The organism is Pseudomonas sp. FW305-28 (assembly GCF_017351395.1).
Classification (GTDB): Bacteria; Pseudomonadota; Gammaproteobacteria; order Pseudomonadales; family Pseudomonadaceae; genus Aquipseudomonas; species Aquipseudomonas fluorescens_AA.
In genome coordinates, this window is sequence record NZ_JACNDD010000040.1 from 13,640 (window position 1) to 35,951 (window position 22,312).

At 63.6% G+C, this 22,312-nt stretch carries 20 protein-coding genes; 12 read left to right on the top strand and 8 right to left on the bottom strand.

Features of this window, described 5'->3' with window-relative positions; genetic code table 11:
• Positions 1-204: 204 nt before the first annotated feature.
• Positions 205-2,358: a WG repeat-containing protein gene (locus J4E53_RS11745; protein WP_103309755.1), complete on the top strand. Its 2,154-nt coding sequence runs from the start codon at positions 205-207 to the stop codon at positions 2,356-2,358.
• Positions 2,359-2,407: 49 nt separating this feature from the next.
• On the opposite strand, the gene J4E53_RS11750 is transcribed toward J4E53_RS11745, so the two are convergent.
• Complete coding sequence (locus tag J4E53_RS11750) at positions 2,408-2,761, bottom strand: hypothetical protein (RefSeq protein ID WP_092168782.1); 354 nt, start codon at positions 2,759-2,761, stop codon at positions 2,408-2,410.
• 429 nt (positions 2,762-3,190) lie between these two features.
• Here J4E53_RS11750 and J4E53_RS11755 point away from each other — a divergent pair, with 429 nt between their 5' ends.
• Positions 3,191-8,059 (top strand): NAD-glutamate dehydrogenase, encoded by a 4,869-nt coding sequence (locus J4E53_RS11755; RefSeq protein ID WP_103309753.1) that lies wholly within the window; start codon positions 3,191-3,193, stop codon positions 8,057-8,059.
• A 188-nt stretch (positions 8,060-8,247) separates the two neighbouring features.
• Here the strand turns inward: J4E53_RS11755 and J4E53_RS11760 are convergent, their stop codons facing one another.
• From J4E53_RS11760 to J4E53_RS11770, 3 genes are all read right to left on the bottom strand, one after another.
• A complete protein-coding gene (locus J4E53_RS11760) occupies positions 8,248-8,652 on the bottom strand; it encodes a cupin domain-containing protein (protein ID WP_103309751.1) in 405 nt (134 codons plus the stop codon).
• Positions 8,653-8,950: 298 nt separating this feature from the next.
• A complete protein-coding gene (locus J4E53_RS11765) occupies positions 8,951-9,244 on the bottom strand; it encodes a putative quinol monooxygenase (RefSeq protein ID WP_103309747.1) in 294 nt (97 codons plus the stop codon).
• A 120-nt stretch (positions 9,245-9,364) separates the two neighbouring features.
• A complete protein-coding gene (locus tag J4E53_RS11770) occupies positions 9,365-10,798 on the bottom strand; it encodes a PLP-dependent aminotransferase family protein (RefSeq protein WP_092473724.1) in 1,434 nt (477 codons plus the stop codon).
• A gap of 195 nt (positions 10,799-10,993) precedes the next feature.
• Between J4E53_RS11770 and J4E53_RS11775 the strand changes: the two genes are divergently transcribed.
• On the top strand, positions 10,994-11,434 hold the full coding sequence (locus J4E53_RS11775) for a carboxymuconolactone decarboxylase family protein (RefSeq protein ID WP_060742012.1): 441 nt from the start codon (positions 10,994-10,996) through the stop codon (positions 11,432-11,434).
• Between the two features lie 155 nt (positions 11,435-11,589).
• On the opposite strand, the gene J4E53_RS11780 is transcribed toward J4E53_RS11775, so the two are convergent.
• Complete coding sequence (locus tag J4E53_RS11780) at positions 11,590-11,916, bottom strand: hypothetical protein (protein WP_060742013.1); 327 nt, start codon at positions 11,914-11,916, stop codon at positions 11,590-11,592.
• A gap of 205 nt (positions 11,917-12,121) precedes the next feature.
• Between J4E53_RS11780 and J4E53_RS11785 the strand changes: the two genes are divergently transcribed.
• Genes J4E53_RS11785 through J4E53_RS11795 form a run of 3 tightly spaced genes read left to right on the top strand, consistent with a single transcriptional unit; the run spans position 12,122 to position 14,275 of the window.
• Positions 12,122-12,754 carry a secretin and TonB N-terminal domain-containing protein gene (locus tag J4E53_RS11785; RefSeq protein WP_060742014.1) on the top strand — a complete coding sequence of 211 codons (633 nt, stop codon included), beginning with the start codon at positions 12,122-12,124 and terminating at the stop codon, positions 12,752-12,754.
• Entirely contained in the window at positions 12,751-13,296 is a 546-nt protein-coding gene (locus J4E53_RS11790; protein ID WP_103310401.1) for a sigma-70 family RNA polymerase sigma factor, read from the top strand. Before J4E53_RS11785 ends, J4E53_RS11790 begins: the two co-directional genes overlap by 4 nt.
• A 37-nt stretch (positions 13,297-13,333) precedes the next feature.
• Positions 13,334-14,275 carry a DUF4880 domain-containing protein gene (locus J4E53_RS11795; protein ID WP_103310412.1) on the top strand — a complete coding sequence of 314 codons (942 nt, stop codon included), beginning with the start codon at positions 13,334-13,336 and terminating at the stop codon, positions 14,273-14,275.
• A 227-nt stretch (positions 14,276-14,502) separates the two neighbouring features.
• Here the strand turns inward: J4E53_RS11795 and J4E53_RS11800 are convergent, their stop codons facing one another.
• Both J4E53_RS11800 and gspH read right to left on the bottom strand, forming a co-directional pair.
• Positions 14,503-15,114: a type II secretion system protein J gene (locus tag J4E53_RS11800; RefSeq protein ID WP_092198309.1), complete on the bottom strand. Its 612-nt coding sequence runs from the start codon at positions 15,112-15,114 to the stop codon at positions 14,503-14,505.
• Positions 15,111-15,563, bottom strand: coding sequence for a type II secretion system minor pseudopilin GspH (gspH, locus tag J4E53_RS11805; RefSeq protein ID WP_103310403.1), 453 nt, complete (start codon positions 15,561-15,563; stop codon positions 15,111-15,113). The genes J4E53_RS11800 and gspH overlap by 4 nt, the downstream gene beginning before the upstream one ends.
• A 117-nt stretch (positions 15,564-15,680) precedes the next feature.
• On the opposite strand from gspH, the gene J4E53_RS11810 reads away from it, so the two are divergent.
• Positions 15,681-16,151 (top strand): type II secretion system protein N, encoded by a 471-nt coding sequence (locus J4E53_RS11810; protein ID WP_060742018.1) that lies wholly within the window; start codon positions 15,681-15,683, stop codon positions 16,149-16,151.
• A 75-nt stretch (positions 16,152-16,226) separates the two neighbouring features.
• Here J4E53_RS11810 and gspI read toward each other — a convergent pair whose 3' ends face one another.
• Positions 16,227-16,604 (bottom strand): type II secretion system minor pseudopilin GspI, encoded by a 378-nt coding sequence (gspI, locus tag J4E53_RS11815; RefSeq protein WP_060742019.1) that lies wholly within the window; start codon positions 16,602-16,604, stop codon positions 16,227-16,229.
• A gap of 148 nt (positions 16,605-16,752) precedes the next feature.
• On the opposite strand from gspI, the gene gspG reads away from it, so the two are divergent.
• From gspG to gspD, 5 genes are read left to right on the top strand one after another with little or no spacing between them, the layout of a single operon-like run.
• Positions 16,753-17,202 carry a type II secretion system major pseudopilin GspG gene (gspG, locus tag J4E53_RS11820; protein ID WP_060742020.1) on the top strand — a complete coding sequence of 150 codons (450 nt, stop codon included), beginning with the start codon at positions 16,753-16,755 and terminating at the stop codon, positions 17,200-17,202.
• Between the two features lie 8 nt (positions 17,203-17,210).
• Positions 17,211-18,197, top strand: coding sequence for a type II secretion system minor pseudopilin GspK (gene gspK / locus J4E53_RS11825; RefSeq protein ID WP_103310404.1), 987 nt, complete (start codon positions 17,211-17,213; stop codon positions 18,195-18,197).
• Positions 18,194-19,375, top strand: coding sequence for a type II secretion system protein GspL (gene gspL / locus J4E53_RS11830; protein WP_103310406.1), 1,182 nt, complete (start codon positions 18,194-18,196; stop codon positions 19,373-19,375). The genes gspK and gspL overlap by 4 nt, the downstream gene beginning before the upstream one ends.
• On the top strand, positions 19,368-19,943 hold the full coding sequence (gene gspM, locus J4E53_RS11835; protein ID WP_060742022.1) for a type II secretion system protein GspM: 576 nt from the start codon (positions 19,368-19,370) through the stop codon (positions 19,941-19,943). Before gspL ends, gspM begins: the two co-directional genes overlap by 8 nt.
• Positions 19,940-22,303: a type II secretion system secretin GspD gene (gene gspD / locus J4E53_RS11840; protein ID WP_103310407.1), complete on the top strand. Its 2,364-nt coding sequence runs from the start codon at positions 19,940-19,942 to the stop codon at positions 22,301-22,303. The genes gspM and gspD overlap by 4 nt, the downstream gene beginning before the upstream one ends.
• The last annotated feature ends 9 nt before the right edge of the window (positions 22,304-22,312 follow it).

Below are 22,312 nucleotides of genomic sequence, written 5' to 3' on the forward strand. Positions count from 1 at the left end.
ACCGGTTTCAGGAAACACCAGAACCCAATCGGTCGTCAAGGGCGACGTGTCGCAGGCACGACCAGCGGTGGTTCGCTTGCGTCGCACAGGGGCGACGATCCAGACAGGTCTTCATCAGAACCGGGCCACCCAGGCGATTTGCAGCGCGCAAGGCCGTGTGGTTAGCTGCCTGTCTCCCCAGCCCTTTGACTGCCGAAAACCACCATGAATTTTACCCAGCCTCGTTTGAGATTGCTGTCGATACTGAGTGTGACCTTGTTGGTGGTGGGCTGTGCATCCTATTACCTGTTACGCCACAGCGGCGCGCCGGTAGATGAAGGTTTCGCCGCCGAGCAACTGAACGAAGGGGGCATGGAAGACATCGGTACGCTGGCAGCGCCCGAGGTGGAAAAACGCCTCAATTACTTGATTCAGGACACCGGTGAAACCCTCAGGTCCCTGGAGCTGATCAGCGACGCGCAATTGAGCCTGACCCTTTCGACGAGCGAGCCCGACGACGAGCAGCCATTGCAATACGAGCCGCTGTTTGTCCCGTTCACCAGCGCGCAACTGAAAGCTGAGCTGGCGTCGATTCAAGGCTTGCGTTTTACCCAGCGGTTGTTTGCCGAGGGTTCCGAGGTGCGGCTCGATACCAGCCGCCTCGATCCGCTCTGGAAGCGCGCCGCCACGCCGGAGGAGCCGGCGGCCGAGCAGTACCTGCCGCAGCGCCTGCGTTTTCGCGATGGCAGCGAAACAACCTTCGCCGAGCTCAAGGTGTCGCCCCAGGTCGAGTCCGACGACACGATCTCGTCCCATGACGCCTTCGCCCTGTCGGTGAACAAATCCCTGGCGAGTCTCGGCCTGACGGTCGCTTACCGCAGCTACCCGGCGTTCAAGCAAGTGGTACTGGACAAGGATCACCCGAAAGTGACCCTGGACGGCGGTCAGTCCTTCCAGCTCACTGCCCTGGGTGATGACAGCGCGTCCGTGCGGTTGAGTACACCGAAATTGTCGACCTTCGTGGTGCAGGGGCTGGATGACGCGGGCAGGGCGCTCTACAGCAACGGTAACAACTCCCGGGCGTTCCCCTCCGATGGCGATATCGCGGCGTTGCATGCGTATTACAACGCGCTGTTGCAGACCAAGGACGATCTCAAGCAGCTCAAGACCGGCCAGGCGGTGCAACAGCAATTGCAGCGCTTGACCGAGGCGCTGGCCGCTCAGGTGGGGCCGTTGAAAAACACCGAGGTCGACTATCGATTCGAGGCCACCCCGCAACGTATCGTCATCCATGTGCTCGATCCGATGGAAGACAACACCGTTGAGTTCGCCCAGGTCGACAACGTCCTTGCAGCGCAAGCGCGTTACATCGCCCTGGACCGGAACGCCGAGCGCTACGGCTTCATCGATCAGGCTGGCCAGTGGTTGATCAAGCCCCGTTGGGTGCAGGTGCAAGATAGCCAGATGGCCGATACCTACACGTTGTTTTCCCCGGAGAAGTCCATCGACCCGGAGTCGGAGTGGCAGGCGTTGCGCAGCCAGCTCGCCTACTTCCCCGCTGGTAGCAACAAACTCGTAGACCTGCCGTTCGAATACATCACCGAGGCGTTGAGCAATGGCCTGCTGTTGGTGGAGCGCGAAACCAACGGCCCTTACGGGCTCTATGATGCCAAGCGTCATCGTTTCGTGTTGCCGATGAAATTCGTCAACCCTACTGTGACCGATAACGTGTTCATCGCCCGTCTCGGCAAGCGAACCGATGTCATGGAAGGCCTGTACGGCGCCTATACCCTGGACGGCAAAGAGATCCTACCGACGCAGTTCTCGGGCATCGAGTACCGCGAGGGGTTGCTCTACGCCAGCTCCGCCGATCGGAGTCGTCAAGACGTGTTCGACCTGCAAGGTAAACGGATCAACCCTCAGGGTGACAACGTGATAGGCCGGTTTGTCGGGCAACAACCGCTGCTGGTGCAGGACACTAAAAGCCGGAAATTCGCTTTTATCGATCGCCAGGGCGCGCGGCTACCCATCAAGCTGCCATATGACGAAGTGACGCCGTTTTCCAACGGCATGGCGGTGGTCGGACGCGATGGCAGCTACGGTGCCATCGATCTGGCGGGCAGGTTGCAGGTCCCGCTGGATTACAACCAGATCAGCGCGTTCCAGACCCACTACGCCGCGGCCATCCGGGCCGATGGTGGTTCCGGCCTGGTCTTGATCAGTCGGGACAACAAGGTGATCAAGGAACTGGGGTCCTACACCAGCCTGGACGTGCCGGATAACGGCAATGAGGCTCGTTATTACGTGAGGGATCCGAATAACAGTTACGAGTACCTGGTTTATGACGCCGATGGCAATCTCGTGAAGAAAGACGGATAAAGGCGGATGCAGTGATTTCTCGCCACAGGAGCGTGTTCGTGTCCGGATCTCAGAGCTGGCTTATATAGGTCCCCGTCCCCTTGAGGATGTTCTGCAGCGTCAGTTCCACTTCCGCCAAGTCCGCCGTATCGGTGTCGTGGGTGATCTCCAGCACATCGTCGCCGTTGAGCGCATCGGCATCCGCCGGGGCAATTTCAATCAGCAAGCGGGTCGGGCTGAGGGTGACCTTGACGCCGTCCAGTGTCGAAGGCTCTCCATCGAGGGCGATTTCCAGTTCGTCTTCGTCGGGGTAGCGCGTCATCAGGAACATTTCGCCCTGGGCGCTGTGGCAGCAGAGCATGGCCATGTTGTCTTCTTCTTCATCACACGGGTTGGCGATCAGAAGGGCGGTGGTCATTTGCATGGTGATGGCTCCAGGATCGAGTGCACCTGCGGGGTGCAAAAAGTGGATTCTGCCAGCCCGAAGGATTTTCTGCTGGTTTACCGCCTCGGGGTGCCGTTTGGCCCCCAGCCTGCTAGGGTTGTTCGGTGCGTACCGGCTGTTTAGCTAGCCGATGACCGAATATGTCGCAGCGCTGCAAGCAGGCAGGTTGTCGCACTCGTTAAGCTGCGCAACGGATGTGCACCTGCCAAGGCCACCCCAGGGTGGTTTTGGCAGGTGTCCATGACATGAAATTACATGGAAAAGGATGTGACCTGCGGGTCCTGTCCAGCTTCACCCACCTGTCATCCTGTTTCCTCTGCCCGAGAATCAGGAACGGGATGGCCGACAGCCCCGCAGGGGTTGCACGCGACGCTTCAATCAATAACAAGCCCAAGCGGAGTACCACAGATGGCGTTCTTCACCGCAGCCAGCAAAGCCGACTTCCAGCACCAACTGCAAGCGGCACTGGCGCAGCACATCAGTGAACAGGCACTGCCACAAGTGGCGCTGTTCGCTGAACAATTCTTCGGCATCATTTCCCTCGATGAACTTACCCAGCGCCGGTTGTCCGACCTCGCCGGCTGCACCCTGTCTGCCTGGCGCCTGCTTGAGCGCTTCGATCACACGCAACCACAGGTGCGCGTCTACAACCCCGATTACGAACGCCACGGCTGGCAGTCGACCCACACGGCCGTGGAAGTGTTGCACCACGACCTGCCGTTCCTGGTGGACTCGGTCCGCACCGAGCTGAACCGTCGCGGCTACAGCATCCATACCCTGCAAACCACTGTGCTGAGCGTGCGTCGCGGCAGCAAGGGCGAGTTGCTGGAAATCCTGCCAAAAGGCACCCAGGGCGACGACATCCTGCAAGAGTCGTTGATGTACCTGGAAATCGACCGTTGCGCCAACGCCGCCGAACTCAACGTCCTGAGCAAGGAACTTGAGCAAGTGCTGGGCGAAGTGCGCGTGGCCGTGGCTGATTTCGAACCGATGAAAGCCAAGGTCCAGGAAATCCTCGACAGCCTGGACAGCAGCGCCTACGCCATCGACGCTGATGAAAAGAGCGAGATCAAGAGCTTCCTGGAATGGCTGGTGGGTAACCACTTCACCTTCCTGGGCTACGAAGAGTTCGTGGTGCGCGATGAGGCCGACGGCGGTCACATCGAATACGACCCCGATTCGTTCCTCGGCCTGACCAAATTGCTGCGCGCCGGCCTGACCGCCGAAGACCTGCGCATCGAAGACTACGCCGTCGCCTACCTGCGCGAACCGACGCTGTTGTCGTTCGCCAAGGCCGCGCACCCGAGCCGCGTGCACCGTCCGGCCTACCCGGACTACGTGTCGATCCGCGAAATCGACGCCAGCGGCAAGGTCATCAAGGAATGCCGTTTCATGGGCCTGTACACCTCTTCGGTGTATGGCGAGAGCGTGCGGGTCATCCCGTACATCCGTCGCAAGGTCGCGGAAATCGAGCGTCGCTCGGGCTTCCAGGCCAAGGCGCACCTGGGCAAGGAACTGGCCCAGGTGGTCGAAGTGCTGCCCCGTGACGACCTGTTCCAGACCCCGGTGGACGAGCTGTTCAGCACTGTCATGTCCATCGTGCAGATCCAGGAACGCAACAAGATCCGCGTGTTCCTGCGCAAAGACCCGTATGGCCGTTTCTGCTACTGCCTGGCCTACGTGCCACGTGACATCTATTCCACCGAAGTGCGCCAGAAGATCCAGCAAGTGCTGATGGATCGCCTGAAGGCCTCGGACTGCGAGTTCTGGACCTTCTTCTCCGAATCCGTACTGGCCCGTGTGCAGTTGATCCTGCGGGTGGACCCGAAGAACCGCCTGGACATCGACCCGCTGCTGCTGGAAAAAGAAGTCGTGCAGGCTTGCCGCAGCTGGAAGGACGACTACGCCAGCCTGGTCATCGAAAGCTTCGGCGAAGCCCAGGGCACCAACGTGCTGTCGGATTTCCCGAAAGGCTTCCCGGCCGGCTACCGCGAGCGCTTTGCCGCGCACTCGGCCGTGGTCGACATGCAGCACCTGCTGAACCTGAACGAAAAGAACCCGCTGGTCATGAGCTTCTACCAGCCGCTGGGCCAGGTCTCCGGCCAGCGCGAGCTGCACTGCAAGCTGTATCACGCCGACACGCCGCTGGCGCTGTCCGACGTGCTGCCGATCCTGGAAAACCTCGGCCTGCGCGTGCTGGGTGAATTCCCGTATCGCCTGCGCCACACCAACGGCCGCGAGTTCTGGATTCATGATTTCGCGTTCACCGCCGCCGAAGGCCTGGACCTGGACATCCAGCAACTCAACGACACCTTGCAGGACGCCTTCGTCCACATCGTGCGTGGCGATGCCGAGAACGATGCGTTCAACCGCCTGGTGCTGACCGCCGGCCTGCCATGGCGCGACGTGGCGCTGCTGCGTGCCTACGCCCGTTACCTGAAGCAGATCCGCCTGGGCTTCGACCTGGGTTATATCGCCAGCACCCTGAACAACCACACCGACATCGCTCGCGAGCTGACCCGGTTGTTCAAGACCCGCTTCTACCTGGCGCGCAAGCTCAGCGGCGATGACCTGGAAGACAAGCAACTGCGCTTGGAGCAGGCGATCCTCTCGGCCCTGGACGACGTCCAGGTGCTCAACGAAGACCGCATCCTGCGTCGCTACCTGGACCTGATCAAGGCCACCCTGCGGACCAACTTCTACCAGACCGACGCCAACGGCCAGAACAAGTCCTACTTCAGCTTCAAGTTCAACCCGCACCTGATCCCGGAACTGCCCAAGCCCGTACCGAAGTTCGAGATCTTCGTCTACTCGCCACGGGTCGAAGGCGTGCACCTGCGCTTCGGCAACGTTGCCCGCGGTGGCCTGCGCTGGTCCGACCGTGAAGAAGACTACCGCACCGAAGTGCTGGGCCTGGTAAAAGCCCAGCAAGTGAAGAACTCGGTGATCGTGCCGGTGGGCGCCAAGGGCGGTTTCCTGCCACGTCGCCTGCCGCTGGGCGGCAGCCGGGACGAGATCGCGGCCGAAGGCATCGCCTGCTACCGCATCTTCATCTCGGGCCTGTTGGACATCACCGACAACCTGAAGGACGGCGCGCTGGTACCGCCGGCCAACGTCGTGCGCCATGACGACGATGACCCGTACCTGGTGGTCGCGGCGGACAAGGGCACTGCGACCTTCTCCGACATCGCCAACGGCATCGCCATCGACTACGGCTTCTGGCTGGGCGATGCGTTCGCCTCCGGCGGTTCGGCCGGCTACGACCACAAGAAAATGGGCATCACCGCCAAGGGCGCGTGGGTCGGCGTGCAGCGCCACTTCCGCGAGCGCGGCATCAATGTCCAGGAAGACAGCATCACCGTGGTCGGCGTCGGCGACATGGCCGGCGACGTGTTCGGCAACGGCTTGTTGATGTCCGACAAGCTGCAACTGGTCGCGGCCTTCAACCACCTGCACATCTTCATCGACCCGAACCCGGAGCCTGCCAACAGCTTTGCCGAGCGCAAGCGTCTGTTCGACCTGCCGCGTTCGGCCTGGACCGACTACGACACCAGCATCATGTCCGAAGGCGGCGGTATCTTCTCGCGCAGCGCGAAGAGCATCGCCATCTCGCCGCAGATGAAAGAACGCTTCGACATCACGGCCGACAAACTGACCCCGACCGAGTTGCTCAACGCCTTGCTCAAGGCGCCGGTGGACCTGTTGTGGAACGGCGGTATCGGCACCTACGTCAAGGCCAGCACCGAAAGCCACGCCGATGTCGGCGACAAGGCCAACGATGCGCTGCGTGTGAACGGCAACGAACTGCGCTGCAAGGTCGTGGGCGAGGGCGGAAACCTGGGCATGACCCAACTGGGTCGCGTCGAGTTCGGCCTCAATGGTGGCGGTTCCAACACCGACTTCATCGACAACGCGGGCGGCGTGGACTGCTCCGACCACGAAGTGAACATCAAGATCCTGCTCAACGAAGTGGTGCAGGCCGGCGACATGACCGACAAGCAACGCAACCAGTTGCTGGCGAGCATGACCGACGAAGTCGGTGGCCTGGTGTTGGGCAACAACTACAAGCAGACCCAGGCCCTGTCCCTGGCGGCACGCCGCGCCTTCGTGCGGATCGCCGAATACAAGCGCCTGATGAACGATCTGGAAGCCCGGGGCAAGCTGGACCGCGCCATCGAGTTCCTGCCGACTGAAGAACAACTGGCCGAACGTGTCGCGGCGGGCCACGGCCTGACCCGTGCCGAACTGTCGGTACTGATCTCCTATAGCAAGATCGACCTCAAGGAAGCGCTGCTCAACTCCCTGGTACCGGACGACGATTACCTGACCCGTGACATGGAAACCGCGTTCCCGCCGACGCTGGTGAGCAAGTTCTCCGAGGCCATGCGTCGCCATCGCCTGAAGCGCGAGATCGTCAGCACCCAGATCGCCAACGACCTGGTCAACCACATGGGTATCACCTTCGTTCAACGGCTCAAGGAGTCGACGGGCATGAGCCCGGCGAACGTGGCCGGTGCCTATGTGATCGTGCGCGATATCTTCCACCTCCCGCACTGGTTCCGGCAGATCGAAGCCCTGGATCACCAGGTCTCGGCCGACGTGCAACTGGAGCTGATGGACGAGCTGATGCGCCTGGGCCGTCGCGCTACGCGCTGGTTCCTGCGCAGCCGTCGCAACGAGCAGAACGCGGCTCGTGACGTCGCTCACTTCGGTCCGCACCTGGCCGCGTTGGGCCTCAAGCTCGACGAACTGCTGGAAGGTCCGACCCGTGAAGGCTGGCAGACCCGTTACCAGGCCTATGTGGCCGCTGGCGTGCCGGAGTTGCTGGCGCGCATGGTTGCCGGTACCACGCACCTGTACACCTTGCTGCCGATCATCGAGGCGTCCGACGTCACCGGCCAGAACGCCGCCGATGTGGCCAAGGCTTACTTCGCCGTGGGCAGTGCCCTGGACATCACCTGGTACCTGCAACAGATCAGCGCACTGCCGGTGGAAAACAACTGGCAGGCCCTGGCCCGTGAAGCGTTCCGCGATGACGTCGACTGGCAGCAACGGGCGATCACCATCTCGGTTCTGCAAGAGGGCGACGGTTCCCAGGACGTGGAAACCCGCCTGGCGCTGTGGCTTGAGCAGCATCACGAAATGGTCGAGCGCTGGCGCGCCATGCTGGTGGACATCCGTGCCGCCAGCGGTACCGACTATGCCATGTATGCGGTCGCCAACCGCGAACTGCTGGACCTGGCGTTGAGTGGTCAGGCGGTCAAGGTGCCCGACTGATCCGGCGTTGAATGAAAAAGCCCCGCATTGAGAGATGCGGGGCTTTTTTTTTGGCTTTAAAGATTCACTGTGGACCCTTGTGGGAGCGAGCTTGCTCGCGATAGCGGTGGGTCAGCGACATTGAACTTGACTGATACACCGCCATCGCGAGCAAGCTCGCTCCCACAGGATGGCTTGTAGTGCGACTGTTAGTTTTTCAGCGGTATCAATACCGCTTCATCCTCTCCCATCACCATGAACACCAGCAATTTCGCCGGTTGGCTCGTGCTGGCGTTTTTCGACACCAGGTGCTCGGAACCCGCCGCTTCATACCAGAACTCCCCGGCCTTGTAGGTCTTCGCCGGCTCGCCCTTGACCTGGGAGGTGATGGCGCCTTCCAGCACATAGGCCATGGCCGTGCCTTCGTGTTTGTGGGCAATGGACGCTTGGCCGGGGGCATAGTTGACGGTCAGCATCATGGCTTTTTTGCCTGGAACGTTTTTCAGCAATTGTTCCTGCAACACCGTGACCTTCTCTGAAGGCGCGGCTTCGTGGGCGTAGGCTTGGGTAATGGGCAGCAGGCTGAGGGCGGCGATCAGATAGAGGGTTTTCATGGGGTATGGACCTTGGTGATTTCGAGTGATTTCGCGCTGTCGCGGCGATGGGTTCACCCTAAGCCCCCAGGTGGGGCAAGCAAACGTCCAATCTTTCGGAAGGTGGGTAGACCAATGGTTGGGTGGCAAATTTCCATCAGGCTGGCCCGTACCCCCGTGGCGAGGGAGCTTGCTCCCGCTGGGTGGCGAAGCCGCCCCAACCGGAACGCCGCCACTGTCCAGGCAGACCGCATCAGCCGGTTTACGACTGCTGCGCAGCCGAGCGGGAGCAAGCTCCCTCGCCACAGGTCAAGAGCGCTCAGACAATCGGAAAACTATTGAAATCCACGCTTCGGGCCAGGCGGTTGTCGATCAGGCTGATGAAACCTTGCACTTCCGGACAGTTGAAGTGGGCTTGCATGGCCGCCTCCGATTGCCAGCGGGCGCTGACGTTCCAGCGGTCGCCATCGTCCGGGCAACGGTCGACCATATAGGCGTCGCAGCCTGGCAGGGCACGCAGGGTTTCGACGATCTGCTGCAATTGCCGGCCCAGATCTTCCGAGCGCCCGGCGGCGGCTTGCACCTGTACGGTATTGATCACTTGGCGAGACATTTTTCAGACTCCTGAATCAAGTCGGACGGAGGTGTTCACGAGTAATGACACCCGTGCAGGATAGGCCTGGCGGCGCGAGGCTCAAACAGCCAATGGGCGGATAAATGCCCAGTCCAATCCTCAGGCCACCTGCTGCAGAATGTCGCGTAAACGGTCGAGGGCGATGTCGATGTCCAGGGTTTCGATAGCGCCGAAACCGAAAAACAGGCCCGGCCGCACGGGCACATCATTGAAAAAACCATCGAGGCTGTAGAGCCCGACCTCGGCTTTTTTCGCCAGCTCGATCACCAGCGCCAGATCCACCGGGACCTTGCACAGCACGGCCATATGAAAGCCCGCGGTGGTGGGCACGGCCTCGAACCAGGGCGACAAGTCCCCGGCCATGCGCGCCAGGATCCGCTCGCGACGCCCGGCGTACAGGGTGTGGCAGCGGCGGATGTGCTTGAGCAGGCAGCCCTCGGCGATGAACTTGGCCAGGGCCCATTGGGGCAGGGTGGAGGTGTGCTGGTCGGTGAGGCGCTTGGCCAGGATCACCGCTTCAAGGATCGCCGGCGGCAGGATCGCGTAGCCGAGCCGCAGCTCCGGCAGCAGGGTCTTGGAGAAGGTGCCGACGTACGCGACGATCCCGCGCTCATCCAGGCTCTGCAACGAATCGGCGGGCCGGCCTTCGTAGCGGAATTCGCTGTCGTAGTCATCTTCGATGATGATCGCCCCCAGCTCATAGGCCCGCGCCAGCAAGGCCTCGCGGCGGGCCTGGCTCATGGGCATGCCCAGGGGAAATTGGTGAGAGGGCGTCACATAAATCAGCCGCGTGCCGTCGGGGATCAGGTCTACCCGCATGCCTTGCTCGTCCACTGGCACCCCAGCCACCGTGGCGCCCTGGGAGCCGAACAGCAAGCGCGCCGGCGGATAACCCGGGTCTTCCATGGCCACCAGGCTGCCGGGACGGGTCAACACCCGCGAGATCAGGTCCAGGGCCTGTTGCGCGCCGTTGCACACCACGACGTCTTCGTCCTGGCAATTGACCCCGCGGGAAAAGGCGATGTGCCGGGCAATGGCATTGCGCAGCGACGGCAGGCCTTCGGGCTGGCTGTAGAAACCCTTGGCACTGGCGATCTGGCGCAGGGCGTGGGCGGTGCAGCGCCGCCAGTCGTCCAGCGGAAACTGACCCTTGCCGGTGGCGCCGCCGATGAAGTCGTAGCGCAACGCACCTTCGAGGGTGGGGTGGCGCATCAGGTCCGGCATGGTGCGCCAGGCCTCGACGACATCGGCGCCGGCCAGCTCGCGATGGCTTTGCTTGCGCACGACTTTGGCCGGACGCGCATTGACGTAGGTGCCTTTGCCGATGATGCCAGTGAGGAAGTTCTCGTAGGTCAATTGGGCGTAGGTGTCGGAGACGGTCTTGCGCGAGACACCCAGTTGCTCGGCCAGCAGGCGACTGGGCGGCAGTTGGGTGCCGGCGGCCAGGCGACCGCTCTCGATGGCGCTGCGCAATTGTTGATACAACTGGCCCGACAGGTCCTTGCGGCCGTTGATGACAACATGAAGTTCCATACCCGCAAGCTCCTGGGCGATTGTTCGGTGGCCGGCGTCAAAGGCGCAAGATTACCCGCATTGTGCGACTGCATAGAAGTTGCGTGGGGAAAATCCCGTCCATTGGACTTGTCCCCGGTTTTTTCGCCGAATTGGACCTGTCATTGCCCGGCACCAGGGCCTACCGTGAAGGTCTCGAACACCACGGAGCCCGCCATGAGCCCGCGTCTGGATTACTACACCGCATCCCCCGGGGCGATGCGAGCCATGATCGGCCTGGAAGCCCTGACCAGTCGCCTGAGTATCGAACCGGCGCTGCTGCACCTGATCAAGATCCGCGCCTCGCAACTCAATGGCTGTGCCTTCTGCACCGACATGCATTCGGTGGAGGCACGACGCCAGGGCGAGACCGAGCGGCGGCTCTACGCGCTGGCGGTATGGCGCGACAGCGGTTTCTTCACGGCTCGCGAACGCGCCGCCCTGGCCTGGACCGAGGCGGTGACGCTGTTGGCTGAAAGCCAGGTGCCCGATGACGTCTATGCCCAGGCCCGGGCCTGCTTCAGCGAGGAAGAACTGGTGGACCTGACCCTGGCGATCAGCACCATCAACAGCTGGAACCGGCTGGCGGTGAGTTTTCGCCAGAGTCCGGGGGGCTGAGTTTTCAGTCGTTTAGCGCCTGGCAGGCCGCTATCGCGAGCAAGCTCGCTCCCACATGGGGTGGGTCTGAACAGGAGTTTTGTGTTTCTCCCGGATCAATGTGGGAGCGAGCTTGCTCGCGATGAACGATAACGCGGTTTGATGTTGAGCAAAGGCTAATTGTCGGCGGGCGTCGGCGGCCGCTGGGGCTTGACCGAAGTGCCGAATGTATTGCCCATGCGCACCCCCGTGGCCGCCGGGGTGGCCAGGCCGATGCTGTTCGGTGCGCGTTCGTTGACCGGCACATTCATGGCGTCCTGGGCCCGTTGCGCCGCCTTCGCGGCCTGGGGGTCGTTGCCCATCTGCCGACTCAGGCAGTTGTAGTCGGGGGTCTTGTAACCCCCCACGGTCACCTCGATACAGGCCGGGGCTTCTTCGCCCTGGGCCCAGGGCAAGGCCATGAACAGCCCGAGGCCTGCCATCATGTTCATCCACTGTTTCATCTCCGACCTCCTGGCCCGTCGCAGCGGACGGTGCGTTGTCAGGGCATCAGTCTAGTGCGGCCCGGAGGATTTGTATCAGTTGTCATACGACATTCATAAACACCCCTCAGGATGACGATTTTCAACGGATACGTCAGTCGTGCAGCAGGGCAGAGCCAGGGGCGGACGCGGACGTGGATTGACCAGGGCGCCCTTGGGGTGGCTGATGGTGTTGCTGTGTCTGCTGGCTGGGCCGATCCAGGCGGTGGGCCTGGTGGACCTGGACATCGCGCCCCAGGAACTGACCACGGCGCTGGAGCAGTTCAGTCGCGCGACGGGCATGGCGGTGCTGGTGGATCACCAGCTGTCGAGCCAGCGCCAGACGCTGGGTGTGCAGGGGCGGTTCACCCCCTCCGAAGGGTTGCGGGTGTTGCTCAGCGGTACCGGGCTGGCGGCGCATTATGCCCGGGCGGATGCGTTCACGTTGCAGCCGGTGCGGGTCCGCGAGGTGCCGCTGCCTGCCGGCGTCACCCCGGGCTTGAGTGACAGCAACTACGCGGCAGCCATCCAGACGGTCATCCAACGCAATTTATGTCGTTCACCGTTGACCCGTCCGGGCAGTTTTCGGGCGGTGCTGCAAGTCTGGATCGGCCGGGACGGCGTGGTCCAGCACAGCCGCCTGGTCAGTTCCACGGGCGACCTGATGCGGGACAAGGCCTTGGTCAACAGTTTGCAGAACCTCAGGATCGACCGTCCGGCGCCCAGTTCGTTGCGCCAGCCGGTGACCCTGCTTTTGTTACCCGACTCATCAGGAAAAAGCATGGAATGCATGACAGGGGAAGGGGTGTCCGGGCGATGAAAGACATCGGTCGCAGCCCGTTGGTGAAGTTGTTCCTCACCTCCTATGAGGATTTCAGGGTGCGCCTGCGCAGGCGCCTGGGCTCCGAGGAACTGGCCAACGACGTGCTGCATGAAACCTACCTGCGGGTCGATCGCATGGTCGACACGCCGGACATCGCCCAGCCCAATGCCTATCTGTATCGCATGGCCCTGAACATCGCCGCCGACCGTCGGCAGGCCGATGCGCGCTTGCTCACGGGCGATGAAATCGAGGAACTGCTGCAGATCTCGGATGAGGCGCTGGACCCGGCGCGGGTGGTCGGTGGGCAGAAGGAGTTGCAGACCTTGCTCAAGGCCTTGTACGAACTGCCGGCGCGCCGTCGCAGGATTTTCATCGCCGCCCGCCTGGAAGAAGCGCCGCACTTGGAAATCTCCCAGCGCTTCGGTATTTCCACGCGCATGGTGGAAAAGGAAATCAAGGCGGCGCTGGGGCATTGTGCCCTGCGCCTGGAAAGAAAAGTCATTCAGCGGTTCGGTCCCGGCGCGGGAAAACCGTCTTGAGAGTAGAGACCCGACCCTTTCATGAGTGTGTGTGCGCTTGAACATCTTCAGCATCGCTTCCCCTGATGCCACGCCCCAGGCCCGATTGGCCGGCGAGGCCCGAGATTGGCTGATCCTGCTGACCTCGGGACGCGCCACCGTGGCCGATGCCCGGGCCTTGCGCCTGTGGTGCGGGCAAAGTCCCGAACATGCGCAGGCCTTTGAACAGGCCAAGGCGCTGTGGCATGGGCTGCAACCCGCCGCCGCAGCGTTGCAGGCGCCTCGGCATTTTGGTCGTCGGGCGTTGTTGGGTGGCGCCCTCGCGGCATCGGCGGCTTTCCTGCTGATCCGCGCCACGGTGCCCGGCGGTGTTTCCGGGCTGGGGGCCGACTACATCACCGACGTCGGCGAACAGCGCCGAGTGGAATGGGGCGAGGGCGTCAGCCTGGAGCTCAACACCCAGACCCGTCTCAGCCGTCGCGCGCTGGCCGATGGCGGGCAAGGGTTGGAATTGCTCAGTGGCGAAATTGAAGTGCAGGGGCGCAGTGCCCAGGTGGTCAGCGTCCAGGCCGGCACCGGTTGGATCAGCGCCGCCCGGGCACGCTTCAACATCCGCTACACCGGCCAGAGCGTCTGCGCGACCTGCCTGGAGGGTGTGGTGCAGGTCGAGGTGCAAGGCCAGCGGTTTCGCCTGGAACCGGGCATGCAACTGACTTACGACCCTCACCAGGTGGGCGCGCCCAAGCGTGCCGATGTGTCGGCCGCCATTGCCTGGCGTGAGCAGGTGCTGGTGTTCAACGACGCGACCCTGGCCAGCGTCATCGATGAAATCAACCGCTACCGTCCCGGCATGTTGCTGCTGCTCAACCGCGAACTGGGCCAGCGCAAGGTCCAGGCACGGTTTCGCCTCGACCAGTTGGCGGGCGTGGCGCTGTTGATCCGCGATGCCTACGGCGCCAAATGCACTGAGTTGCCGGGTGGGGTGGTGGTGCTGAGCTGAGGCCGGCGATGCCTGGCGGGCCTCATCGCGAGCAAGCTCAGCTCCCACAGAGGATTGTGGGCGGATGCTGAATCTGTGGGGCCCCACGAACTCCTGTGGGAGCTGAGCTTGCTCGCGATGAGGGCGGCACACTCAATCCAGATGCAAGCTGACCCACCGCTATCGCGAGCTTACTCCTGCAAGGGGCCTGTGTTGGGCTCTGGCCTTGAAGGTCCTCCAGTAACCGCCTAATCCAGCGGCCCCAACACCTGTCGATAGGTTTCGGCCCCCTGAGGTGTCTGGCGAGTCAGGCTGACCTCGATGCCCGTCGGGTTTTCCTGGCGGTTGCCGCTGAGTTTGCGCCAGCCTTTTTCCGTGTCCCAGTACCGCAGGCCGGCGTCGCTGACGTCACTGAGCACGGCCACGCCCGGGCCGGGTGCGGGCAGGGGGTAGCGGTTGCGGGCCTGGCCCTGGGCGCGGTAAAGCGTGTCGCCCTTGAGCCACCAGCGCACCCGTTGCAGCTCGCCTTCCTGGGCCGCCGCCACGCGGATCACATCCAGGCGAAAGCCCCGACCTTCGGTGCTGCGCACGGTGAGGGCGGGCGGGGCGGTCGAGGGCTGGTCGTCGACGCCGGGTTTGACCGGTTCGCTCAGCTCGATGCTGGCGCGCAGGGCCACGTCGCGCTCCAGTTGGTTCAACACCCGCAGCAGCGCTTCGGTCTGCTCGGTACTGGCCTGCAAATGGCTGTCGGCACGGGTCACGCTGTCCAGCCCGCGCCAGGCGATCAGGCTGACCACCGCCATCAGCAGGATCGCCACCATCACCTCCAGCAAAGTGAAGCCTTTCTCCCGGGCGCTCATTGGAGTTGCACCCGCCCGGCGGCGCTGCGTTGCACAGTGAGACTGTTCTGGCCATCCGACAAGCGGATCTGCAAGGGTTCGCCGATCCATTCGGCATTCAACACGACCCGCTGCCTGGGTTCTACGCGCACTTCCATCGACGGACTCTGCCAGCGACGTCGGCGCAGTTGCGGGTCGTCCTCGAAGCGATCGACTCCGGTGCCCCGGTCCGCGCGGCGACTGAAGCCAAAGCCCTTGGCATCCCAGCGGCAGGTAATCGGCCGTCCGTCGGTGTGTGCTTCGGTCTGGGCCAGTTGCAACAGCTGCACCAGCCGTTCGCCATCCTGGCGCAGCAACTTCAACGGGTCCGGCTTGATGCTCAGGCTCACGGCGGCACTGGCGATGCCGATGATCACCAGCACCACCATCAATTCGATCAGGGTAAAACCGCGTTGCTTGCCGAGGTTCATGTGCGCTCCTTTGCGTGAGCGTCATCCTGCACGGTGAAGATGATAGGGATGTGAAATAAAACGGAGAGAATTGACGCGTACGCTGCAAGTTGGAATCAAAAAAAGGAGATTCAGGCCATGGCGTTCATCGAGCGTGTGTCCCCGGCGCAAATCGTCCAGGTCGTGGGCTTGTTGGCGGCGTTGGCCGGGGTGGCGACCTGGTCTTCGCTGCTGCTCACCTCGGCCGAGTCGCGCACGCCGGACGTCGCCCCGCAGCGCATGGCCGAGCGTTCCGATAACCCGGCGTTGCAATGGTTCTCCAACCAGCCGGCACCGGTGGACATCAAGGTCAGCGGCGTGCTGGCCGGTACCCACGCCGCCGTGGCGATCCTCAGCCTCAACGACGGGCCGCCGCGCAGTTTCCTGGTGGGTGAAAGGGTGGCCCAAGGCGTACGGTTGGTGGCGATCGAGGCGCAGGCGGTGGTCATCGAACGTGGCAATGAGCAGACCCGGCTGGTCCTGGCCCGGCTGCCGGATTCGGTGGTTTTGCCCTCGCTGTGGGAGCAAGGCTTGCCCGCGATGAAGACGGTGCAGTCTCCGAGGAAATGAGGCGCCTGCATCGCGGGCAAGCCTTGCTCCCACAGATAAACCCCTCGTCACAGAGGATGTGTTAATCCACACCATTCAAGGTTTGTCCCGGCTGACCAACGTCTCCAGCCGAGCCAGCGGCGGGGCTTCGCGACTGCGGTCCGACACGCTCAGTTCAACCCGCAGCAGCCGGCCGTTTTCCGCCGGGCGCAGGGTCTGTTCGCAGCGCAGCAGCAAGCGCCCCTGGTCGCACTCGAACACTTTGGAACCCTGGGCAAAACGGCCTTCCAGGCGCAACTGCGCCAGTTGGCTGCGAGCGGCCAGCAGGGCGATGGATTTGTCCCGCAGCAGGCCGTTGCTCTGGGTCATCACCGCCGCCACGCGCACGGCGGCCGACATGGCCACGGCGATGATCGCCAGGGCCACCAGCACTTCGATCAGGGTGAAGCCGGCTTGCGGAGCAGGGCGTGGCATGGCGCGGGCTCGGGTGCGAGGGCAGCCTTCAAGGGTAGTCGGCGTTCGTGACCGATTGACGACGCAAGCTCCTGAGCAATTTCAATATCACTGACATATTTTCTTGCAACACTGCGCCTCGAATCGAATCCAGCGAAGGACCGTCGAGATGCAGATCGCCCGTTACAACGCCCGTTCCCAAGGCCCTCGCGGGCAGCGGGGTTTCACCCTGATCGAAATCATGGTCGTGGTGGTGATCCTCGGCATCCTGGCGGCGATGGTGGTGCCCAAGGTCCTCGACCGTCCCGACCAGGCGCGGGCAACGGCGGCGAAACAGGACATTGGCGGCCTGATGCAAGCCTTGAAGCTGTATCGCCTGGACCACGGCAGTTACCCGAGCATGAACCAGGGTCTCAAGGTGCTGGTGGAGAAACCGGCCGATGCGAAAAACGGCACCTGGCGCTCCTACCTCGAGCGCCTGCCCAACGACCCTTGGGGCCGCCCCTACAACTACCTCAACCCCGGTGCCAACGGCGAAGTCGATATCTTTTCCCTGGGGGCCGACGGCCAGCCTGATGGCGACGGCGTGAATGCCGACATTGGCTCCTGGCAGTTGTAAGGGCCGTGATGCGAACGGATTCGCCCCTCGCGGCGAAGCAGCGCGGCATGGCGGTGATCAGTGCCTTGTTGATCGCCGCCGTGGTGGCGGTCATCGCCGGCGGCATGCTGACCCGCCAGACCCTGTTCACTCGCAGCCTGGAGGCCGAGCAGTTGCGCGTCCAGGGCACGGCGCGGTTGCAGGGCGGTCTGCAACTGAGTCGCCAGTTGCTCCGGGATGCCCGCCAGCGCGATCCACTGACGCGCTTAGGCCAACCCTGGGCCAAACCCATCGTGATACCGGGTTCAGGCCAGATCGACACACCGTTCGAAGGCCAGTTGGAAGATGAGCAAGGCAAGTTCAACCTGCGCAACCTCGTCGCCAATGAGCGGGTGGACGAGGAACAAGTGCGCGCCTTCGAACGCCTGTGCCAGCAATTGGGCGTGGCCGCGATGGTCCGCACGCGTATCGTCGAAAGGGTGGTCGAGGCCTATCCGCGCCTGTTGAGTCCGCAGCGGGTGGACCAGGCGCCAAAGGCCAATACCTTCAACAGCGGCCGCGAAACCTCGCCCCAGGCCGACAACACGCCGCTGGCCCCGACGCGGCCGATGCTGCGCACCTTGCAAGACTTGCGCAGCGTCAAAGGCGTCACCACGCGGTTGCTGGACACACTGGCGCCTTACGTGACGATCCTGCCCACCAACACCTGGCTCAATGGCAACACCGCCAGTGCCCCGGTGCTGGCCGCCTACGTGCCGGGGCTGTCGCTGCAACGGGCCGAGGCACTGGTCAGGGAGCGTGACGGCGGCCATTGGTTTATCAACCGCGGGGATTTCGTCAATCGCCTGCGCATGCCGGAGCTGGAGACCGCCAGCGTCAAGGTCGGCATCACCAGCGACTGGTTCCGTCTGCGGGGGCAGGCGCGCAGTGGTCAGCGGCGGGTCGAACTGGAAGCTTTGCTGCAACGCACCGAGGACCGCTTGCCCCAGGTGATCTGGTCAAGGGTGGGGGTATGACGCGCTTGCGCATCGCCCTGGCGCCGCTGGACAGCCTGGACCTCGACAGCCCGGTGGCGTTTGCCTGGCTGGATCGCCAAGGCCAGGTCCGTGAGCAAGGCCGCAGCAGCCTTCGGGCGCTGGGCCAGAGTGGTAAAAACCTTTCGGTGGAGTGTTTTCTTCATCCCCGCGACAGCGTGTTGACCCGCCTGGAGTTGCCGCTGTTGCCGGCGGCCAAGATCAGCGCCGCGGTGACGTGCGCGGCCCAGGCCCTGATGCTCGGCGCCAGCGAACACATGCAGGTGGCCCATAGCCCGCGCGACATTGACGGGCAGGTGCAGATCGCCTGGCTGGACCGTGAATCCCTCGCCAATCTCGGACGGCTAGTGCACCAGGCCGGCATGAAACTGCGTGGCCTCTACCCGGCGGCCTACGCCTTGCCGGTGCTGTCCGGGCCGGTGGCCTGCATCGAGGACGACCATCTGCTGGTGCGCCATGGCCTGCAACACGCTGTGGTGCAACCGTTGCAGGAGGAGGCGCTGGACGAGTGGCTACTGGAAACGGGGGCTGGGCTGCATTGGATCGGCGCCGCGCCGCCCAAATCTTCCCTCGACACCTTGGCTGAAAGCCAGCGCTGGACTGGCCCGGCACCGGGCTGGGGTTTGCATGCCGGTCTGGCACGCAACGCCGTCGAGCGCGGTGGTTGGGGCCGGGCGGTGGCGATCTGCGCGACAGCGCTGGCGGTGTGGGTGGTCGGGTTGAACCTCTATGCAGCCCGCGAAGCGGCCCAGGGCCAACGGCTCAAGGCGCAGATGAGCCAGCGGGTGAAACAGGCGTTTCCCGAGTTGCCAGTGATCCTCAACCCGCTGCAACAGGCTCGCCAGCAGATCGCTGCGCGCCAGAGCGGTGCGGCGACCGATCCGGCCCAGCGCTTTGCCAGCCTGGTGCAGCAGGCGGGCAGCGCCATGCCGTTCATGAGCGGCAATGTCCAGGCGTTGGTGTTCGAGAACGGTGAGTTGCGCCTGACTGTCGTGGCCGAGGCGCAGAAAACCGCCGCCGAAGAGGATTGGAAAATCCCCCTGGCCCAGGCCGGCATCGACGTCGCCGCCATCGAACAGGGCTGGCGCCTGCGGGTGGCCCCGGCCGGCCAGGGTACGCAGGACGCCTCCGACGAAACCCCGGACACCGACGATGAATAAGCACTCCCTGGCACTGGCGCGGGTCCGTTGGCAAACCTTTCGCACGCGCTTGCGCACGTTCTGGCAGGGGCTTGCCGTGCGCGAACAAGCCGCCGTGGCCCTGGCTGCGCTGGTGTTGGGCGGCTGTCTGGTCTGGCTCGCGCTGATCCAGCCACCGCTCAAGACCATCGCCTACTGGCAAGCCGAAACCCCGAAGCTGCGATCCCAGACCGAGGCCCTCGAAGTGCTGTTGCGTGACGTCGCCGGGCCGGCGCAAGGCCTGCCCCTTGAAGCCGCCTTGCGCCAGAGCCTGGACGCCAGCGGCTTGAGCCAGCACTACCAATTGCAAGCGCCCGGTACCGAGCGCCCCGGCGCCTGGCAGCTCACGTTCGACCAGGCCCCGGCGGAGGCGGTCATCAGCTGGCTGCTGGGCAATCCACGGCAATTTTCCCTGGAGGTGATCGAAGCCCGTTTACAGCGCACTGCCCTTGCCAATCCCGATAACCACGACAACCTCGACAACAGCGCCGGCACACTGTCCGGAACCGTTCGCATGGATCAGGCGCAAAGCGCTAAGGAAGCTTCATGAAAGGGGCCCGATACCCACGTCATTGGCGCAAGGCCGCGCCGCTGTTGTTGCTGGCGTTGAGTGCGTGCAACAGCACGCCGCCCGCGTCGCAGCCACCGTTGCTGGTGGACAGCGAGCTGGGTATTCCATTGGGGAGTACCCAGCGCAGCGGCGATGCATTGCTCGATCGCCAGCGGGCCCAGGACCTGCGTGAGCGCAAGCCCGCGGTGCGGCATCAGGTCGATCTCACCGCCCGTGCCCGAGAGCCCCGCAGCAATGCGCCGGCGCGCACGCCCCTGGGGGATCAACCGGTGACGCTGAATTTCGTCGAGGCGGATATCCAGGCGGTGGTGCGGGCCTTGTCCCGTTCCACTGGCCAACAGTTCCTGGTGGACCCGCGGGTCAAGGGCAACCTGACGCTGGTTTCCGAAGGCCAGGTCCCGGCTCACCAGGCCTACGACATGCTGCTGGCCGCGCTGCGCATGCAAGGCTTCAGCGTGGTAGACGTGGGCGGCGTGGCCCAGGTGGTGCCGGAGGCCGATGCCAAGCTGTTGGGTGGGCCGATCTACAGCGCCGACAAACCGGCCGGCAACGGCATGCTGACGCGCACCTTCCGCCTGCAATACGAAAACGCGGTGAACCTGATTCCGGTGCTGCGCCCGATCGTGTCGCCGAACAACCCGATCAATGCCTACCCGGGCAACAACACCATTGTCGTCACCGATTACGCCGAAAACCTGTCGCGGGTGGCGCAGCTCATCGAAGGCATCGACACCCCGAGTGCCATCGACACCGATGTGGTGCCGATCCACAACGGCATCGCCGTCGACATCGCGCAAATGGTCTCTGACCTGCTGGAAACCCAGGGCGGCGACCAGACCCAGAAGATCAACGTGATCGGCGATCCGCGCTCCAATTCCATCATCATCCGCGCCGGCAGCCCCGAGCGCACGGAGCTGGCGCGCAACCTGATCTACAAGCTCGATAACGCTCAGAACAACCCGAGCAACCTGCACGTGGTGTACCTGCGCAATGCCCAGGCCGGCAAGCTGGCCCAGGCCCTGCGCGGCTTGCTCACCGGGGAAAGCGAAGGCGAGGGCAACGACAACTCGCGCTCGGTCCTCAGTGGCATGGGCGCCAATACCAACGGACAGAGTGGACAGGGCAGCAGTGGCGATGGCACCGGCAGCACCACCAGCGGCAGTGCGTCGACCAGCGGCAACGGCTACGCCCAGGGCAGCAACGGGGCAACCTCCGCTTCGACGAAAAACGAACAGAGCACCGCTTTCAGCGCCGGCGGTGTCACCATCCAGGCCGACGCTACCACCAACACCTTGCTGATCTCTGCGCCGGACCCGCTGTACCGCAACCTGCGGGAAGTCATCGACCTGCTGGACCAGCGTCGCGCCCAAGTGGTGATCGAGAGCCTGATCGTCGAGGTCGGCGAGGACGACGCCAGCGAATTCGGCGTGCAATGGCAGACCGGCAACCTCGGTGGCAGCGGGGTGATCGGTGGGGTCAATCTCGGCGGCAGCGGGCTCAACCTCAACGGCAAGACCAGCATCGATGTCTTGCCCCAGGGCCTGAACCTCGGCGTGGTCAACGGCACCGTGGACATTCCCGGCATCGGCAAGATCCTCGACCTCAAGGTCCTGGCCCGGGCCTTGAAGAGCAAGGGCGGCACCAACGTGCTGTCGACGCCGAACCTGCTGACCCTGGACAACGAAGCGGCGAGCATTTTCGTCGGCCAGACCATTCCCTTTGTCAGCGGCAGCTACGTCACGGGCGGGGGCGGCACCAGCAACAACCCGTTCCAGACCGTGACCCGCGAGGAGGTGGGTTTGAAGCTCAATGTCCGGCCGCAGATTTCCGAAGGCGGGACGGTCAAGCTCGACATCTACCAGGAGGTCAGCAGCGTCGATAATCGCGCCTCGAGCACCACGGGTATCGTCACCAACAAGCGCGCCATCGACACCAGCATCCTGCTCGACGACGGGCAGATCATGGTCCTTGGCGGGCTGCTGCAGGATGGCTACAGCCAGAGCAACGACGCGGTGCCGTGGCTGTCGACGATTCCCGGGATCGGCGCGCTGTTTCGTAACGAACGGCGGCAGATCACCAAGACCAACCTGATGGTGTTCCTGCGGCCCTACATCATCCGCGACACCGCGGCGGGACGCGGCATCACCCTCAACCGCTACGACTTCATGCGCCGCGCCCAGGGCCTGCTGCAACCGGATCGCAGCTGGGCAATGCCGGACATGCAGGCCCCGCAACTGCCGGCCTCGGCGAGGGCGATCCCGGGGACGCCGCCTGCCGGGCCGCAGATGCCCAGGGCGGTGATCAAGGCGGTGCCGGTAACGGAGCCGATTGGACAATGAATTCCGTGG

What these genes read in the sequence shown, in the direction of transcription:
- J4E53_RS11745 (WP_103309755.1), top strand. Translation starts at nt 205, where the DNA reads ATGAATTTTACCCAGCCTCGTTTGAGATTGCTGTCGATACTGAGTGTG.
- J4E53_RS11750 (WP_092168782.1), bottom strand. Translation starts at nt 2,761, where the DNA reads ATGCAAATGACCACCGCCCTTCTGATCGCCAACCCGTGTGATGAAGAA.
- J4E53_RS11755 (WP_103309753.1), top strand. Translation starts at nt 3,191, where the DNA reads ATGGCGTTCTTCACCGCAGCCAGCAAAGCCGACTTCCAGCACCAACTG.
- J4E53_RS11760 (WP_103309751.1), bottom strand. Translation starts at nt 8,652, where the DNA reads ATGAAAACCCTCTATCTGATCGCCGCCCTCAGCCTGCTGCCCATTACC.
- J4E53_RS11765 (WP_103309747.1), bottom strand. Translation starts at nt 9,244, where the DNA reads ATGTCTCGCCAAGTGATCAATACCGTACAGGTGCAAGCCGCCGCCGGG.
- J4E53_RS11770 (WP_092473724.1), bottom strand. Translation starts at nt 10,798, where the DNA reads ATGGAACTTCATGTTGTCATCAACGGCCGCAAGGACCTGTCGGGCCAG.
- J4E53_RS11775 (WP_060742012.1), top strand. Translation starts at nt 10,994, where the DNA reads ATGAGCCCGCGTCTGGATTACTACACCGCATCCCCCGGGGCGATGCGA.
- J4E53_RS11780 (WP_060742013.1), bottom strand. Translation starts at nt 11,916, where the DNA reads ATGAAACAGTGGATGAACATGATGGCAGGCCTCGGGCTGTTCATGGCC.
- J4E53_RS11785 (WP_060742014.1), top strand. Translation starts at nt 12,122, where the DNA reads ATGGTGTTGCTGTGTCTGCTGGCTGGGCCGATCCAGGCGGTGGGCCTG.
- J4E53_RS11790 (WP_103310401.1), top strand. Translation starts at nt 12,751, where the DNA reads ATGAAAGACATCGGTCGCAGCCCGTTGGTGAAGTTGTTCCTCACCTCC.
- J4E53_RS11800 (WP_092198309.1), bottom strand. Translation starts at nt 15,114, where the DNA reads ATGAGCGCCCGGGAGAAAGGCTTCACTTTGCTGGAGGTGATGGTGGCG.
- gspH (WP_103310403.1), bottom strand. Translation starts at nt 15,563, where the DNA reads ATGAACCTCGGCAAGCAACGCGGTTTTACCCTGATCGAATTGATGGTG.
- J4E53_RS11810 (WP_060742018.1), top strand. Translation starts at nt 15,681, where the DNA reads ATGGCGTTCATCGAGCGTGTGTCCCCGGCGCAAATCGTCCAGGTCGTG.
- gspI (WP_060742019.1), bottom strand. Translation starts at nt 16,604, where the DNA reads ATGCCACGCCCTGCTCCGCAAGCCGGCTTCACCCTGATCGAAGTGCTG.
- gspG (WP_060742020.1), top strand. Translation starts at nt 16,753, where the DNA reads ATGCAGATCGCCCGTTACAACGCCCGTTCCCAAGGCCCTCGCGGGCAG.
- gspK (WP_103310404.1), top strand. Translation starts at nt 17,211, where the DNA reads ATGCGAACGGATTCGCCCCTCGCGGCGAAGCAGCGCGGCATGGCGGTG.
- gspL (WP_103310406.1), top strand. Translation starts at nt 18,194, where the DNA reads ATGACGCGCTTGCGCATCGCCCTGGCGCCGCTGGACAGCCTGGACCTC.
- gspM (WP_060742022.1), top strand. Translation starts at nt 19,368, where the DNA reads ATGAATAAGCACTCCCTGGCACTGGCGCGGGTCCGTTGGCAAACCTTT.
- gspD (WP_103310407.1), top strand. Translation starts at nt 19,940, where the DNA reads ATGAAAGGGGCCCGATACCCACGTCATTGGCGCAAGGCCGCGCCGCTG.